This window comes from Streptomyces sp. NPDC001828 (assembly GCF_042892175.1).
Classification (GTDB): domain Bacteria; phylum Actinomycetota; class Actinomycetes; order Streptomycetales; family Streptomycetaceae; genus Streptomyces.
Genome location: NZ_JBIATV010000001.1, coordinates 415,421 through 429,242, shown reverse-complemented (window position 1 = coordinate 429,242; position 13,822 = coordinate 415,421). Strand labels below are relative to the sequence as shown.

The 13,822-nt window shown below is 71.8% G+C and carries 13 protein-coding genes; 6 read left to right on the top strand and 7 right to left on the bottom strand.

The genetic code is table 11. From position 1 onward, the window contains the following. Positions 1 to 117: 117 nt before the first annotated feature. Together ACFYZA_RS02015 and ACFYZA_RS02010 are read left to right on the top strand one after the other, a co-directional pair. Positions 118 to 1,593 carry an MFS transporter gene (locus tag ACFYZA_RS02015; protein ID WP_382584583.1) on the top strand — a complete coding sequence of 492 codons (1,476 nt, stop codon included), beginning with the start codon at positions 118 to 120 and terminating at the stop codon, positions 1,591 to 1,593. Next, positions 1,590 to 2,159, top strand: a complete 570-nt coding sequence (locus ACFYZA_RS02010) for a TetR family transcriptional regulator (RefSeq protein WP_388486337.1) — start codon at positions 1,590 to 1,592, stop codon at positions 2,157 to 2,159. Before ACFYZA_RS02015 ends, ACFYZA_RS02010 begins: the two co-directional genes overlap by 4 nt. An 18-nt stretch (positions 2,160 to 2,177) precedes the next feature. Here the strand turns inward: ACFYZA_RS02010 and ACFYZA_RS02005 are convergent, their stop codons facing one another. Continuing rightward, entirely contained in the window at positions 2,178 to 2,369 is a 192-nt protein-coding gene (locus ACFYZA_RS02005) for a ferredoxin (RefSeq protein WP_382584589.1), read from the bottom strand. Between the two features lie 31 nt (positions 2,370 to 2,400). Next, positions 2,401 to 3,633, bottom strand: a complete 1,233-nt coding sequence (locus ACFYZA_RS02000; RefSeq protein WP_388486334.1) for a cytochrome P450 — start codon at positions 3,631 to 3,633, stop codon at positions 2,401 to 2,403. A 200-nt stretch (positions 3,634 to 3,833) separates the two neighbouring features. Here ACFYZA_RS02000 and ACFYZA_RS01995 point away from each other — a divergent pair, with 200 nt between their 5' ends. Then, complete coding sequence (locus tag ACFYZA_RS01995) at positions 3,834 to 4,838, top strand: cytochrome c oxidase assembly protein (protein ID WP_388486332.1); 1,005 nt, start codon at positions 3,834 to 3,836, stop codon at positions 4,836 to 4,838. A gap of 4 nt (positions 4,839 to 4,842) precedes the next feature. Here ACFYZA_RS01995 and ACFYZA_RS01990 read toward each other — a convergent pair whose 3' ends face one another. After that, on the bottom strand, positions 4,843 to 5,238 hold the full coding sequence (locus ACFYZA_RS01990; protein WP_388486329.1) for a hypothetical protein: 396 nt from the start codon (positions 5,236 to 5,238) through the stop codon (positions 4,843 to 4,845). Between the two features lie 100 nt (positions 5,239 to 5,338). Continuing rightward, on the bottom strand, positions 5,339 to 6,109 hold the full coding sequence (locus tag ACFYZA_RS01985) for a DUF2127 domain-containing protein (RefSeq protein WP_382584601.1): 771 nt from the start codon (positions 6,107 to 6,109) through the stop codon (positions 5,339 to 5,341). A 195-nt stretch (positions 6,110 to 6,304) separates the two neighbouring features. Between ACFYZA_RS01985 and ACFYZA_RS01980 the strand changes: the two genes are divergently transcribed. Both ACFYZA_RS01980 and ACFYZA_RS01975 read left to right on the top strand, forming a co-directional pair. Further along, complete coding sequence (locus ACFYZA_RS01980; protein WP_388486328.1) at positions 6,305 to 6,934, top strand: DUF1275 family protein; 630 nt, start codon at positions 6,305 to 6,307, stop codon at positions 6,932 to 6,934. 190 nt (positions 6,935 to 7,124) lie between these two features. Further along, positions 7,125 to 8,558 carry a PP2C family protein-serine/threonine phosphatase gene (locus tag ACFYZA_RS01975; RefSeq protein WP_388486327.1) on the top strand — a complete coding sequence of 478 codons (1,434 nt, stop codon included), beginning with the start codon at positions 7,125 to 7,127 and terminating at the stop codon, positions 8,556 to 8,558. 82 nt (positions 8,559 to 8,640) lie between these two features. Here the strand turns inward: ACFYZA_RS01975 and ACFYZA_RS01970 are convergent, their stop codons facing one another. Continuing rightward, complete coding sequence (locus ACFYZA_RS01970; protein ID WP_382584610.1) at positions 8,641 to 10,134, bottom strand: hypothetical protein; 1,494 nt, start codon at positions 10,132 to 10,134, stop codon at positions 8,641 to 8,643. A 233-nt stretch (positions 10,135 to 10,367) separates the two neighbouring features. Here ACFYZA_RS01970 and ACFYZA_RS01965 point away from each other — a divergent pair, with 233 nt between their 5' ends. Further along, positions 10,368 to 11,498, top strand: coding sequence for an aminoglycoside phosphotransferase family protein (locus ACFYZA_RS01965; protein WP_382584613.1), 1,131 nt, complete (start codon positions 10,368 to 10,370; stop codon positions 11,496 to 11,498). A 95-nt stretch (positions 11,499 to 11,593) separates the two neighbouring features. On the opposite strand, the gene ACFYZA_RS01960 is transcribed toward ACFYZA_RS01965, so the two are convergent. Both ACFYZA_RS01960 and ACFYZA_RS01955 read right to left on the bottom strand, forming a co-directional pair. Next, positions 11,594 to 12,922, bottom strand: coding sequence for an N-acetylmuramoyl-L-alanine amidase (locus ACFYZA_RS01960; RefSeq protein WP_382587489.1), 1,329 nt, complete (start codon positions 12,920 to 12,922; stop codon positions 11,594 to 11,596). Between the two features lie 280 nt (positions 12,923 to 13,202). Further along, positions 13,203 to 13,703: a hypothetical protein gene (locus ACFYZA_RS01955; protein WP_382587492.1), complete on the bottom strand. Its 501-nt coding sequence runs from the start codon at positions 13,701 to 13,703 to the stop codon at positions 13,203 to 13,205. Positions 13,704 to 13,822 lie beyond the last annotated feature (119 nt).

Below are 13,822 nucleotides of genomic sequence, written 5' to 3'. Positions count from 1 at the left end.
ACCCGGAAGCCCCGGACAGCAACCCGGTCCGGGGCGGGGAACGAGGGGTGCACAAGCGTTTACCCTGGGGGTGAACACCTGTGCACCCCTGTCCGCGTTCCAGCCGTACGGAGAGTCATGCCCCCAGCGATACCCGTGCCCGCCGATCCGCCGCGCCCCCGTTTCTTCGTCGGGGTCCTGGCGTTCTGCGGTGTCGTCGTGGCCGTCATGCAGACGCTGGTGGTGCCGCTGCTCCCGCACGTGCCCGCCCTCACCGGCAGCACGCCGGCCGCGGCGAGCTGGCTGGTCACGGTCACGCTGCTGACCGGGGCGGTCTTCACGCCGGTGCTCGGCCGGGCCGGTGACATGTACGGCAAGCGCCGGCTGCTGCTCGTCTCGCTCGGGGTGCTCACGGCGGGTTCCGTGATGTGCGCGGTGAGCTCCCACATCGGGATCCTGATCGCGGGCCGCGCTCTCCAAGGGGCGGCGCTCGCGGTGATTCCGCTGGGCATCAGCATCATGCGCGACGAGCTGCCGCCCGCGAAGGTCCTGTCGTCGGTGGCCCTGATGAGTTCGACGCTCGGCATCGGCGCGGCCGTGGGGCTGCCGGTCGCGGCGCTCGTCGTCGAGCACTTCGACTGGCACACCATGTTCTGGGCCTCGGCCGCGCTCGGCCTGCTCGACATCGCCCTGGTGCTCTGGGTCGTGCCGGAGTCGCCGCTGCGCTCGCGCGGCCGGTTCGACGCGGTGGGCGCGCTCGGCCTCGCGGCGGCCCTCGTCGCGGTGCTGCTCGCCATCACACAGGGCGCCGACTGGGGCTGGACCTCGCCGCGCACCCTCGCCCTGCTCGGCGCGGCCGTGGTGATCTGGCCGCTGTGGGGCGCGTACGAACTGCGCACCCACGCGCCCCTGGTGGACCTGCGCGTCTCGTCGCGGCCCGCCGTACTGCTCACCAATGTGGCGGCCCTCCTGATCGGCTTCGCCTTCTACGCCAACTCCCTCGTCACCGCGCAGATGGTGCAGGAGCCCAAGGCCACCGGGTACGGGCTCGGCGCGTCCATCGTGGTCAGCGGCCTCTGCCTGCTTCCGGGCGGGCTCGCGATGGTGGCGCTCTCCCCGGTGTCGGCCAAGATCTCGGCGAAGTACGGGCCGAAGGCGGCGCTCGCGCTCGCCGCCGCCGTCATGGCGGTGGGCTACGGGGTGCGCTTCTTCACCAGCCACAGCCTGCCCATGATCATCGCGGGGGCGACGGTGGTGGCCTGCGGTACCGCGATCGCGTACTCGGCGCTGCCCGCCCTGGTGATGCGCGCGGTTCCGGTGAGCGAGACGGGCGCCGCCAACGGGCTCAACACGCTGATGCGCTCGGTCGGCCAGGCCTGCTGCAGCGCGGTGGTCGCCGCGATCCTGGCGAACGTGACCTTCCAGGCCGGCGGCCGCACGGCGCCGACCCTGCACGCCTACCTCCTGGTGTTCCTGATCGCCGCGGGGGCCGCACTCGCCGCGCTCGTCGCCACGCTGTTCCTGCCGGGCCGCACCACGCCGGCCACCGCTACCGTCAAGGCGGACCGCGCCGAGGGCGCGTCGGGACGTACGACGGCCGAGGAGAGCGCATGACGGAGCACCGGCCCACCGCCGACACCGGGACGGGCAGGGACGCGATCCTGCGGGCGGCGCGGCGGGCGTTCACGCTGCGCCCGTACGCGGAGGTCACGATGCGCTCGATCGCCGCCGACGCGGGAGTGAGCGCCTCGCTCATCGTCAAACGGTTCGGCAGCAAGGAGCGGCTGTTCCACACGGTCGCCGACTTCGAGCCGGCCGCCGACGCGCTGTTCGCGGCGCCGCTGGACAGCCTGGGACGGCACCTGGTCCTGACCATGGTGCGGATGCGGCGCGAGGACCAGGGGGATCCGCTGCTTCGAGCGGTGTTCTCGCTGGGCAACATGGACGAACGCACCCTGCTGCGGGAGCGGTTCCGCGAGCAGGTCACGTCCCGGCTGGCTCGTCAACTGCGCGGCGGGGAAAGCGAGTTGAGGGCCGAGTTGATCGCCGGTCTGCTGCTCGGCCTGGGCGCAACCCTCAGCCTGCACCGGCCGGGCGCCGGGGAACGCGCCACGCCCGAGCAGCTGGCGGATCTCTACGCGCCGGCTGTGCAGCGTCTGATCACCGGCTCCGGAGACTGACCGGAACCGGACGTTTCGCTAGTCGTGAAGGGTGACGGCCCCCACCGGGCAGGCCCGGGCGGCCTCGCGGACCAGCGGGTCGCCGGCGCCGTCCTCGCGGCCGGGCAGCAGTTCGCTGAACCCGTCGTCGTCCTGGGTGAAGACGCCGGGGGCGGTCAGCGCGCACTGCCCCGCGCCGATACAGACGTCCTTGTCGATACCGATCCGCATGTGCGGCTCCTTTCCTTCCGTTCCCGTCCCGCTACCAGGCGACGGGGAGTTCGAGCATTCCCTGGATGGTGTCGCCCGGCTTGAACGGGATCTCCTCGGCGGGCACCGCGAGGCGCAGGTCCGGCAACCGCTCGAAGAGGGAGCGCAGCGCGATCTCCATCTCCGCCCGCGCCAGGTTCTGGCCGAGGCACTGGTGGATGCCGAAGCCGAAGGCGACGTGGTGCCGGCTTGAGCGGTGCCAGTCGATCCGGTCGGGCTCCTCGTAGCTGGCGCTGTCCCGGTTGATGACCGACGTCGAGAAGACGACGCCCTCGTCCGCCCGGATGGTCTGCCCGCCGATCTCGATGTCCTCGAGGGCCACCCTGAGCATCCCGTCGGCGATCGACAGGAAGCGCAGCAGTTCCTCGACGGCGGCCGGCATCAGTGCCGCGTCGGAGCGCAGTTCGGTCAGCTGCTCCGGGTGCTGGAGGAGCGTGAAGGTGCCGAGCGAGATCATGTTGGCGGTGGTCTCGTGGCCCGCGACCAGGAGGATGATCGCGAAGTCCACCAGTTCCCGCCGGTCCAGCGTTCCTTCGTTCAGGCGCTGGGCGATCAGCTCGTCGAGGAGCCCGTCACCGGGCTGCTCCTGTTTGCGGTCGATGAGCCGGCCGAAGTAGTCCTCAAGGGCGTCACGGGCCGCCTCGATGTCGGCGGGCTCCGGCCCGCGCAGCAGCTTGCGGGACTGGCCCTCGAAGAACTCGTGGTCCTCGTAGGGCACGCCGAGCAGGGCGCAGATCACCATGGAGGGCACCGGAAGCGCGAAGGCGCTGACCAGGTCGACCGGTGAGCCCTGCGCGACCATCCGGTCGAGGAGGCGGTCCACGGTCTCCTGGATCTGCGGCCGCAGCGAGGCGGTGCGCTTGAGCGTGAAGCTGGGGATCAGCATCCGGCGCTGGGTGGCGTGCTCGGGATCGTCGACGCCCAGCAGCGCGATGCGGCGCCGGGTGACCCCGGCGAACCGGGCCGTCGGCAACGGGAAGGCCTCGTTCTCCCGGTCCGTGGAAAGCCGGGAGTCGGCCAGCAGGGCGCGCGCCTCGGCGAGCCCGGTGACCATCCACACGGTCCGGCCGTCGTAGAGACGGACGCGGGCGAGCGGGCGCTCGTCGCGGAGCGGCTGATAGGCGGTGGGCGGGTGGTAGGGGCAGCTGCGGTCCTGCGGGAATTCGATGCTGCCGGTGTCGGTGGCGGTGTGGTCCGTGGTGACGCTGGTGTTGCTGCCTGACATGTAGACCTCGCAAGCGAAGGGATCCGTCTTGCCGATCCCCACTACATGCCTCAGGCACCTATGACGTCTACACGTTCTTCGGCCGATTCCATGCGTTCGGCCGAGCGCACGCGGGGGCCCGGTGCGGGGGTGACCGGGAGGCGGGGCTAGCGTGTGGGCGGCCCGCCGTACGTCGCGGGCCGGTGAGGAGATGGGCCCGGATGTCCGGTATGACGCTGAGCGAGGCGGCGGGGAGCCTGCCCGAGCTGACGACGGGGCGGCTGCTCTCGGTATGGCGGCCCGACGTGGCGGCGCTGCTCCTGATCGTCGTCCTGGGCGGCCTCTACGCCTGGGGCGTGGTCCGGCTGCGCCGCAGGGGCGAGCACTGGCCGCTGCCGCGCGCCTTGGCCTTCGCGCTCCTCGGCCTCGGCACGCTGGCCGTCGCCACGATGTCGGCGCTCGCGGTGTACGACACCGAGCTGTTCTGGCCGGCCGCCGTACAGAACGTCCTGCTCGACCTGATCGCGCCGCTCGGCCTCGCGCTCGGCGACCCCCTGCGGCTCGGCGTCCTCGCGCTGCCCGAGCGCGGCGCGGGGCGCCTCAGGGCCGCGATGAGCGGGCGCCTGGTGCGCTTCCTCACCTTTCCGCTCGTCAGTACCGTCCTGGTGCTCGCGTCCGAGCTCTGCATCTACTTCACCCCGTACTTCGAGAGCGCCCTGCGCCACGGCCCGCTGCACGAGCTGATGTATCTCCAACTGCTGCTCGCCGGGAGCCTGTTCGTGCTGCCGGTGCTCACCCGCGAGGAGGCGCTGCCCGCCTGGTGCAGCCACCCGGTGCGGGCCGCGCTCGTCTTCCTTGACGGGCTCATCGACGCGGTGCCCGGCATCGTCGTGATGACCCACGGCACCCTCATCGCGGGCGCCTGGTACCTGCACCACGCGCCCGCCTGGGCACCCGACGTCCAGCGCGACCAGCAGCTGGGCGGCGGCGCGATGGTCTCCATCGCCGAGCTGGTGTCGCTGCCGTTCCTGCTCGCGATCCTGGTGCAGTGGTCACGCGCCGACCGCGCCCAGCGCGTGGTGCTCGACCGCCGTCTGGACGCGGAACTGACTCCGGCCGCCCCCGTGCGGGGGCGGCCGGAGGACACGGAACTCGTGCGGCCCTGGTGGGAGACCGACGGCGGGACGGTCGGGCAGCGGATGCGCCCGCAGCGGCCCGGCGACTGAGTGATCAGTGCCGGTCGCGGCGCCTGCGCAGCCGGCTCACGATGAACCAGATCACGAACACGATCAGCGCGATGAAGAGGATCACGATGATCAGCAGGAAGATCCCGAGCTTCTTGAAGAAGCCGCCCTTCTTCTTGGTCTTCTTGGCCTTCTTCGACGCGGTGACCACGGGCTTGTCCGCGACGGTGCGCACCGACGTCTGGGCCTGCTGACCCAACTCGCTCGCGGCGGCGGCCTGTTGGGCGGAGCCGGCCGTCGAGGACACCACCATGGTGCGCGGTGCGGCCTCGGCCGTCACCGGGCCCGCGACGAGCGCGGTGCCGAGCACCAGGGTGAGCAGCACGGCCACCCGGCGCAGCCGTCCGGTCCCGCGCACGGTCGTGGAGTGCGGTTCGTTCATGCTTGTCATCCCCCAAGGACGCTCGGTGCGGCGGGCCGCCGCACACTGTCTGTATCTGTACCCGTCAGGCAACCCGTACCCCGGGACCGGGAGTTACACCTCACCGGTGCGCCGCGACGCCCGCCGTGGTCTCCACCTCGATGAGCGAGGCGCTGTGCCGCTCGGCCTCGAAGGCCGCGTGCCCGCCCCGCAGGCCGAACAGGCGCTTGGCGAGCAGGATGTAGAGGACCGCGAGGATGTTGATCGTCAGCGTCACGATCTTCACCCAGCTGATCTTCTCCGTGAGTTCGTAGATCTCCAGCGGCAGGAACATCGCCGTGGCGACGACCGTGAGGTACTCGGCCCAGCGCTTCGCCCGCCACAGGCCGACGCCCTCGACGATCTCGATCAGCGCGTACACGAGCAGCGCCACCGCGACGACGAGCAGGGTGGAGTGCTTGTAGTCGAAGGTCTTCTGGATGGTGCCGACGACCGGCGAGTGGTCCAGGTCGTAGTGGAAGTGGCGGAAGACCGGCCGGAGCACGTCGAGGTACTCGTCGAAGAACCGGCGCACCGCGTCCTGGCTGTTGCTGAACTTCCACACCGCGATCGCCACGAGCACGATGAACAGACCGCGCACGGCCCGCTCGACGGCCAGGAAGCGCAGGATGAACAGATCGCGCAGCACCTTGCCGCGCGGCACGAGCGGCGCCTCGTCGGCGGGCCCGGAGGCGCCCGGCTCGCCCAGGGCGAAGTCGCCGCAGCGCAGGCAGCGCCAGGCCTCGCCCAGACCGGTCTCGGCGCGCAGCCGCTCGCGCAGCACGGCCTCCTGCGGCGCGTACGTCACATGGCCGCGGCGCGCGCAGGTGCGCCGGTCCCAGTCGATCTTCATGCTCTTCCTCCCGTGAGGCCCGCGCGGCGGACCGGTGTGCTCACAGGGACCGTAGTGGACTCTTGTCGTGGACGTGCCACGGGGTCGGGTCCGGTGCGGGGCGCGCCCGCGCCGCTCGTGCCGGATCCGGATCTTCTTTCCGGGTCCGTGCCGTCGCGGCAGGTCCGTACGTACTGAGAGGGCGAGAATGCGCTGATGAGTTCCGCGATCACGACACCAATCGCCGACCGGTCCGACCAGCGCTTCCTGCTGGTGCTCTCGGCGGCGTCCGGGGCCACCGACGCCTTCGCCTTCCTCTGTCTGGGGAAGGTGTTCGCCGGGGTGATGACCGGCAATCTCGTCCTGGTGGGCGCGTCGGTGGGCGCCGGGGACCGCGACGCGGTGCCGCGCGCCGTGATCGCCCTGGCCGGCTACGCGCTGGGAGCGGCCGGCGCGTCCCTGGCCGCCGCGCGCCTCGCGCCGCGCCTGCTGCTCACCATCCAGACCGCGCTGCTCGCCCTCGCCGGGGCCGGCTGGGGCCTCGGGTCCGGACGCTCGACCGGCACGCAGCTGGCGCTGCTGTTCGCGGCGGCCCTCGCGATGGGGGTGCAGGCGCGGGCCTGGGGCACCCCCACCACCTATTTCACGGGTACGTTCACGAACCTCGCGGGCCGGCTCGCCAGGCGCGAGGCGGAGCACGCCGACCGCTGGGTGGCGGGGCGGCTCGCGGCCGTCGTGGCGGGCGCGGCCCTCACCTCTCTGCTGGTGTGGTGCTGCTCCCCCGCGGCCGGCGCGGCCGGGGTCGCGCTGTGTGCGGCCGCTTTCGCGCTGCCGGTCCGCGGCTGAGTCCGCAGCGCATATGCCCCGCGCCCGGCACCGCTCGCGCGGGGCGAAAACGGTCGCCTTTGGCATATGTCAGAAGCACCACCGTATCGAGTGTTGCCAAATCCCTTACGGGGCATCGCTCCCTGTGCAACCCTCGTAACCGGTCCACTCCACCAGACCTGGCACTGCCGCGGCCGCATCGGAGAACGTCATGCCGTCCCATCTGTTCGCGGACCGTCCCGCTCCCCAACCGCCCGAGCGGGGCACGGTCGACGCACTGATCACGCAGACCCGTAGGCTGCGCGGCGGCGTGGACGCGGTGCGCCGCGACGCGCTCGTGGACGAGGACGACGCGCAGGTCCGCTGGCAGCGCGCGCTGTGTGATCTGGCGGTCCATCAACTCGACGACCTGGGCTCGCACTTGGACCAGTTGCGCGACGGGCTGACCGCCGAGGAGGAGGACGCGGCGGCGCTCGCCGTGGAGGACGCGTTCGCCGAGGGCCAGGAGCCCGCCACCCTGCTCAGCCGGGTCGGCAGCGCCGAGTGGAACCTCTTGACCGACGCCGTGAGCTGGTCCGAGGAGCTGTTCCAGATCTTCGGCCGCTCCGCCGCGAGCGGCGGCATGTCGCTCGACGAACTGCCCACCATCGTGGTCGACGACGACCAGGCCCTGCTCACCACGATGGTGACCGGCGCTCTGGTGGACGGCAGGCCGATCGACGGGGAGTTCAGGATCGTCCGGCCCGACGGCGGGATCCGCACGCTCCACATGATGGGCGAGCCGGTGCTCGACGCCGACGGCTGCACCGCCTCGATGTGGGCCGTCCTGCGCGATGTGAGCGAGCTGCGGCGCAGTCAGCGCGCGGTTCGGGAGAGCCACGACCGCCTCCAGCGCCGACGCCACATCGCCCAGACCGAACACCGGCTCGCGGTGGAGCTCCAGGAGGCGGTGCTGCCACCGTGGCGCGGCTCCCTGCGGCTCCCCCAGGGCGGGCCGGCCGCGCTCGACATCGCCGCGCACTACCTGCCGTCCTCCTCCAGCGCCCTCATCGGCGGCGACTGGTACGACGCGCTCGAACTCCCCGACGGGGCCTCGTTATTGACCGTCGGCGACCTCACCGGCCATGGCGTGACGGCGACCGGCGCCATGGCGATGCTGCTCGGCGCGCTGCGCGGGATGGCCGTCGCGGGCATCGGCCCCGGCCCCCTGATGGGCCACCTCAACCAGCTCCTGGAGACGACCGTGCAGCCCGCCCTGGGCAGCGCGGTCTGCTGTCGGTACGAGCCCGCCGAGCGCAGGCTCATCTGGTCCCAGGCCGGCCACCCCGCCCCGCTGCTCTTCCGCGACGGGACGGGACGCGCCCTCGGCGCACCGGACGGGGTGCTGCTCGGCGCCACACACGGAGCCGCCTACGGCCAGGCCGAGGTCACCCTCGACCCGGGCGACCTGCTCGTCCTCGGCACCGCCGGACTGACCCGGCGGAACGCGTCCGACGACAGCGAGCAGCGCCGGCTGCTCGCGCTCGCGCCCCTCTTCGACGGTGGCCGTACAGCCCAGGACTGCGTACGGATGATCGTCGAGGAGTTCGGCGAGCACGAGCGCGAGGACGACGCCTGCGTGCTCGTGGCCCGCATCGGGTCCTGACACACAGGCCTTCCGACCCACAGGCGGCCGTGAACGGCCCTGGATACCGGGGGGTTGTACGTCTCCGGCGTACAACCCCCTTCTAGATGTCCGCGACCCGGCTCCGCTTCAACGGGGCCTGGGGCAGCGCCAGTTGGATCTCCTCCCGAAGATCCTGGATCTTGCCGTGGCTCGCGTACTGGTTGGTGAGCCGGTACATCTCGCGCAGCCGGTCCCAGGTGCGGTGCGAGGAGGTCTCCCCCATCGACACCAGCGCCAGGCGGGCGTAGCGGTCGGCCTGTTCGGGGTCGTCCGCGATGAAACAGGCCGAGGCGAGCGAGATGTAGTCGAAGATCTTAGAGCGCTGACGGCCGCCCACGCGCAGCTCCAGGGCCTGCTTGGCATGGTGCTGGGCGATGGTGGCCGCGGCCGGGTCGTGCTCGGCGAGCGTCCGGAAGGCCAGCGCCTCCATGCCGTGCAGATCCGCCTCGTCGAACATCTGCATCCAACTGGGCGGCGGCACATCGCCCTTGTCGGAGACGAAGAGCTCCTCCGCCTCGCCGAGGGTGCGGCGCATCGCCTGGCCGCGCCCCATGGACGCCTGGGCCCATGCCTCGATGGTGTGCAGCATCGCCCGGGTGCGCGGCAGAGTCTCCTCGCCCGAGCCGGACTTGGCGAGCTTCATGAGGTCGAGGGCTTCGCCGGGGCGGCCCAGGTGGACCATCTGGCGGGCGGCCCGCGAGAGGGCTTCGCCGGCGCGCGGGCGGTCGCCGCCCTCGCGGGCCGCGTGGGCGGCGATGACGAAGTACTTCTGCGCGGTCGGTTCCAGACCGATGTCGTGCGACATCCAGCCCGCCAGGACGGCGAGGTTGGCGGCGACGCCCCACAGGCGGCGCTGGAGATGGTCGGGGTGGCGGTAGGCGAGCATGCCGCCCACCTCGTTGAGCTGGCCCACCACCGCCTTGCGCTGGAGCCCGCCGCCCCGGGAGGCGTCCCAGGCACGGAACACTTCGACCGAGCGCTCCAGGGCGTCGATCTCCTGCGACCCGATGGGAGCGGCCTCATAGCGGTCGAACCCGGCGGGATCGGCGTACAGGGGGTCGTTGAGGCGGGGGGCGTCGGCCGAGAGTACGGGGTCGGTGTGCAGCCAGTCGTGCATGGCGCTGCTGAGTACTGAGCCGGTGGCGAGCGCGGCGCCCGCGCCCACCAGACCGCGTCGGTTGAGCATGAGGTCCATTCCCGTGAATTCGGTGAGGACCGCTGCCGTCCGTTCGGGCGCCCACGGAAGGCCGTCCGGATTCTTGATGTTCCTGACGTCGTTCCGCTTTCCAGCGCGCCCGTGCCGGTCGAACCCGAGGTCCTCGATGGTCACGACACGGCCGAGCCGCTCGGTGAACAGCGCCGCCAGCACCCTGGGCACCGGATCGCGCGGGGTCTCCCCCATGTCGATCCAACGCCGCACCCGTGAGGTGTCGGTGGCCAGTTGGGGGTGGCCCATGGCCGCCGCCTGCCGGTTCACCATTCTCGCGAGTTCGCCCTTGGACCATCCGGCGAGGCCGAACAGGTCGTTCAGGCGGGTGTTGGGTTGTCCGCTCACGTCAAGCCCCCAGGTTCTCGGCTGAGTTGACAGTAATCCCCTGTCAGATGCGGCGCGACTATTCGCCAGGGTTCGCCAGGGCACGCCAGATGGTGTGCCACCCGCGGCCGGGTGTCAGGTAAGAGAGCGCCACCCCGACCCGGGGGCCGGACCTCATTCCCCAGGGTGCGGCTCGGCCACCGGGACGGGTAGCGCACGCAACTTGTCGGCACACGAAGGGATCTGTCACCCCCATGTACACAGCATCGTCCTCCGTGTCCACGCCGCCCCGGCCGCACCGTCCGCTGGGAGCGGGAGGCGGACCGTACCTCGACCCGACCCACGCCGGCCCGGCGTACGGTGCGGGCCGGATGCCGCGCCGGCCGGGGGCGGCCTCACAGCCGCTCAGCGGAAGAATCGACCTCTCCGGCCCCCAGGGCGCGCAGCTGCGCATCGCGATCGCCTCGGTGCAGCGGATCTGCCCGGAGTTCAACCCGGTGCAGGTGCTGCGGCACAGCGGACGCTCCGTGCTGATCGTCGGCACGACAGGACGCACCACGGCCGTCGCCAAGTGTTTACTGGACCATTCGCCCGCCTGGGCCGAGCGGTTCCGGCACGAAATAGCTGCCTACCGCGCGTTCGTCCGGCACCGCCCACCGGTGCGGGTGCCGCGGCTGATCGCCGCCGATCCCGACAACTGCACCCTGGTGATCGAGCGGATGCCCGGCCGGGCGGCGGCCCTGACCCGACACCCGGTCGAGGCTCCCCCGCGCGCCGACGTGCGGGCCGCCCTCGGGGCGATCAAGGCGGTCAACGACTGGCGGCCGCCCGCCGAGATGTTCGGCAGGCCCCTGGACTACGCGCCCCGGATCGCGCGGTACCACGAGCTCGGCCTGTTCACCGACCGGGATCTGAGCGACCTTCAGAAACTGGTGCACGGTCTGGCCCTCTCGGGCCGGGTGGACTGGCAGTTCTCGCACGGTGACGCGCTCCTGTCCAACATCCTCCTCTCACCGGCAGGTCCGGTCCTGGTCGACTGGGAGCACGCGGGCTGGTACCTGCCCGGGTACGACCTGGCGACGCTGTGGGCGGTCCTGGGCAACGCCCCGATGGAGCGCCGGCAGATCAGCTCGGCCGCCCAGGCGGCGGGCCCCGCGGCCCGGGACGCGTTCCTGGTGAACCTGATGCTCGTACTGACCCGGGAGATCCGGACGTACGAGACGGCGGTGCAACGCACCATGCGGGATGCGGCACCGTCGAGCCCGGCACCGAGCGCCCCGGGGGTGCTGTCCGCCGGGGAGCAGCAGCGGCTGCTGCTGCGCAGGCTGCACGACGACTGCGCCCTGGCGCGGCGGGCGGTGCGGGCGGCGGTCGGCACGCGCTGACGGCCGGGCAGGGGGGAAGCGGGCCGCGCGTCCAGTGCCGACACACTGGGCGCGCGGCCCGCTGCCATACCCTCGGCCGGGTCCCCGGCAGGGCCCTAGCGAACGCGCACGACGTCGACGTCGGAGGCCTTGACGAAGGCGATCCGGTGGCCGGTCTGGACCGTCACATAGCGGGTGCTGCCCGGGAAGTACGTGTGGTCGTAGGGGTACGACGAGTCGATGGTGGGGGCGTAGTAGTAGCCCGTCGGCGTCGGTTCGCCGCCGGGGTAGGACTGGCCGGCCTTGATGGTGTAGGCGAGGGGGCTGCTCACGCGCGGCGCCGTGAAGTCCCCGGGGTAGTCACCGGCCGAGGGGTAGGCGGTCCCGTAGACGGGGATGTCGGTCCGGCCCGGCTTGGGGCGTACGACGTATCCGGCGGTCGCGGTGGTGGTGCGGGTGTGGGCGGGGCTCTGGAACCAGGCCTCCTGTCCGTACCACCAGATCGCGGTCCAGCCGGGTTTGCGCTCGGCGACCACGGCCTGCTGGGTGGCGCTGATCTTGCTGCCCCAGTCGCTCGCGCAGTTGGTCCCGCTCTGGCCCGGCGGGTGGAGGCCGGGGTCGGCGAACAGCGGCGCCGAGGTGGACGGCTGGGTGTACAGCGGGACCGCGCTGGAGGGCTGGGCGGGCAGATCGACGTTCTTCTCGCAGTCGCGGAAGGCCTGGACGTTCTGCTTGAACACCGGGTTCACGGTGACCAGTTGGCCGCCGGGGCGGCCGGTGGGCTCGGTGGGGCGGCCGAGCAGACCCATGAAGTGGTTCCAGTCCCAGTACGGTCCCGGGTCCCAGTGCATGGCGGCGGTGCCGCCGGCCGTGGTGGGCGGCACGTTGTCGTGGCCGAGGATGTGCTGGCGGTCCAGCGGGATGTCGTACTTGTCGGCGAGGTAGCGCACCAGGGCCGCCGTCGAGCGGTACATCGCGGGGGTGAACCAGGTGGCGCCCTCGGTGGCGTAGCCCTCCTGCTCGATCCCGATGGAGTCGGAGTTGATGTACCAGTTGCCGGCCTGCCAGGCGACGTCCTTGGTCTTCACCATCTGGGTGACGTGGCCGTCGCCGGACCGTACGACGTAGTGCGCGGAGGCGGCGCGCGCCGGGTCCTGGAAGATCTTCAGGGTGGTCGCGTACGTCTCCTCGGTGTCGTGCAGGACGATGTACTTGATCTTGTTGGTGTTCGGCCGGTCGGAGATGTCGTAGTTGCCGTACGCCTCCTTGTTGGCGGGGTCGCCGGTCTGCTGGTACGCCGCCGGAACCCAGTCGCACTTCAGGACGCGGGGGCATTCGGTGCCGGAGCCCGCCGCGCTCGCCGGGGAGGCGGGGGCCAGGGCGAGGCCCAGGGCGCCGGCCGTCGCCGTCGCGAGCGCGAGTCTGATCCTCTGCTTGGACGTCATGGACAACCCTTCTTGCCGGAAGGTGCGTGGCTCTCTCGCCGCAGTCGCGCGTGGGTGCGCGCGGGACACAGTGCGACCTGGGATGACGGCTCGTCAAGTACCCGTCGGGCGCGCCGACTTGTACCAGTGGACGAGACCTTTGGCGGGGGGCCTGACCTGCTGGTGACGCGACGGCGTCAACAGGCGTGCGGGCAGGCCGGGTTCAGGTCCCGGAACATGAAGCGGCCCGGCACCTCGCGGGGGAGGTGCCGGGCCGTCGGCCGACGCGCGGGGGTGGCGCTCAGTTCTGCTGGAAGAGCTCCGCGGGCAGCGGCTTCAGAAGGGCGTACAGGTCGTCCGTGATCGGCCGGTCCCAGCTGGCGATCGTGACGAGGACGTTGTCGCTGCGGTCGAACTGCACGCAGGAGATGCGGCTTTCGGAGAGCTTGAGGCGGCGCACGATGAGCAGGTTGTCGCCCTGCATGACCGGCATGTCCTCGGTGCCGACGACCTCGATCGGCTCGTCGTTCTCCAGCGCCACCAGGAGCTGGGCGACCTCGAAGGGCACCTGGCCCTCGGCCATCTCGCGGGCCGGGGAGCCCTCCGGCAGATTGCCGATGATCATCGCGGGGCCGCGGCCGCCGAACAGGTCGTAGCGCAGGAACACACCCTGGCAGCTGCCGTCGGGGGCGGGCAGCAGGCCGGCGCCCAGGTTGCCGGGCCAGTCACCCGGGTCCATGGCCAGGACATCGAAGTCCGGGCCAGCGGGAGTGGCGGCGCTGCGGCGGCGGAGGAAGGACATGCCGTCAATGGTACGTGCCCCTGGCGCTCCGGCGGAGCCGGGCCCGAAGGCCTGGGCGGGTCGACACCGGGCGTCCCGCGCGGCCCTGGGCCGGGTGGCGCGGGCGTGGGGCGGGCATG

Bases quoted from the DNA above. Each gene is read 5' to 3' on its own strand.
- ACFYZA_RS02005 (WP_382584589.1), bottom strand. From the start codon at position 2,369: ATGCGGATCGGTATCGACAAGGACGTCTGTATCGGCGCGGGGCAGTGC.
- ACFYZA_RS02000 (WP_388486334.1), bottom strand. From the start codon at position 3,633: ATGTCAGGCAGCAACACCAGCGTCACCACGGACCACACCGCCACCGAC.
- ACFYZA_RS01990 (WP_388486329.1), bottom strand. From the start codon at position 5,238: ATGAACGAACCGCACTCCACGACCGTGCGCGGGACCGGACGGCTGCGC.
- ACFYZA_RS01980 (WP_388486328.1), top strand. From the start codon at position 6,305: ATGAGTTCCGCGATCACGACACCAATCGCCGACCGGTCCGACCAGCGC.
- ACFYZA_RS01975 (WP_388486327.1), top strand. From the start codon at position 7,125: ATGCCGTCCCATCTGTTCGCGGACCGTCCCGCTCCCCAACCGCCCGAG.
- ACFYZA_RS02010 (WP_388486337.1), top strand. From the start codon at position 1,590: ATGACGGAGCACCGGCCCACCGCCGACACCGGGACGGGCAGGGACGCG.
- ACFYZA_RS01955 (WP_382587492.1), bottom strand. From the start codon at position 13,703: ATGTCCTTCCTCCGCCGCCGCAGCGCCGCCACTCCCGCTGGCCCGGAC.
- ACFYZA_RS01985 (WP_382584601.1), bottom strand. From the start codon at position 6,109: ATGAAGATCGACTGGGACCGGCGCACCTGCGCGCGCCGCGGCCATGTG.
- ACFYZA_RS02015 (WP_382584583.1), top strand. From the start codon at position 118: ATGCCCCCAGCGATACCCGTGCCCGCCGATCCGCCGCGCCCCCGTTTC.
- ACFYZA_RS01960 (WP_382587489.1), bottom strand. From the start codon at position 12,922: ATGACGTCCAAGCAGAGGATCAGACTCGCGCTCGCGACGGCGACGGCC.
- ACFYZA_RS01995 (WP_388486332.1), top strand. From the start codon at position 3,834: ATGTCCGGTATGACGCTGAGCGAGGCGGCGGGGAGCCTGCCCGAGCTG.
- ACFYZA_RS01965 (WP_382584613.1), top strand. From the start codon at position 10,368: ATGTACACAGCATCGTCCTCCGTGTCCACGCCGCCCCGGCCGCACCGT.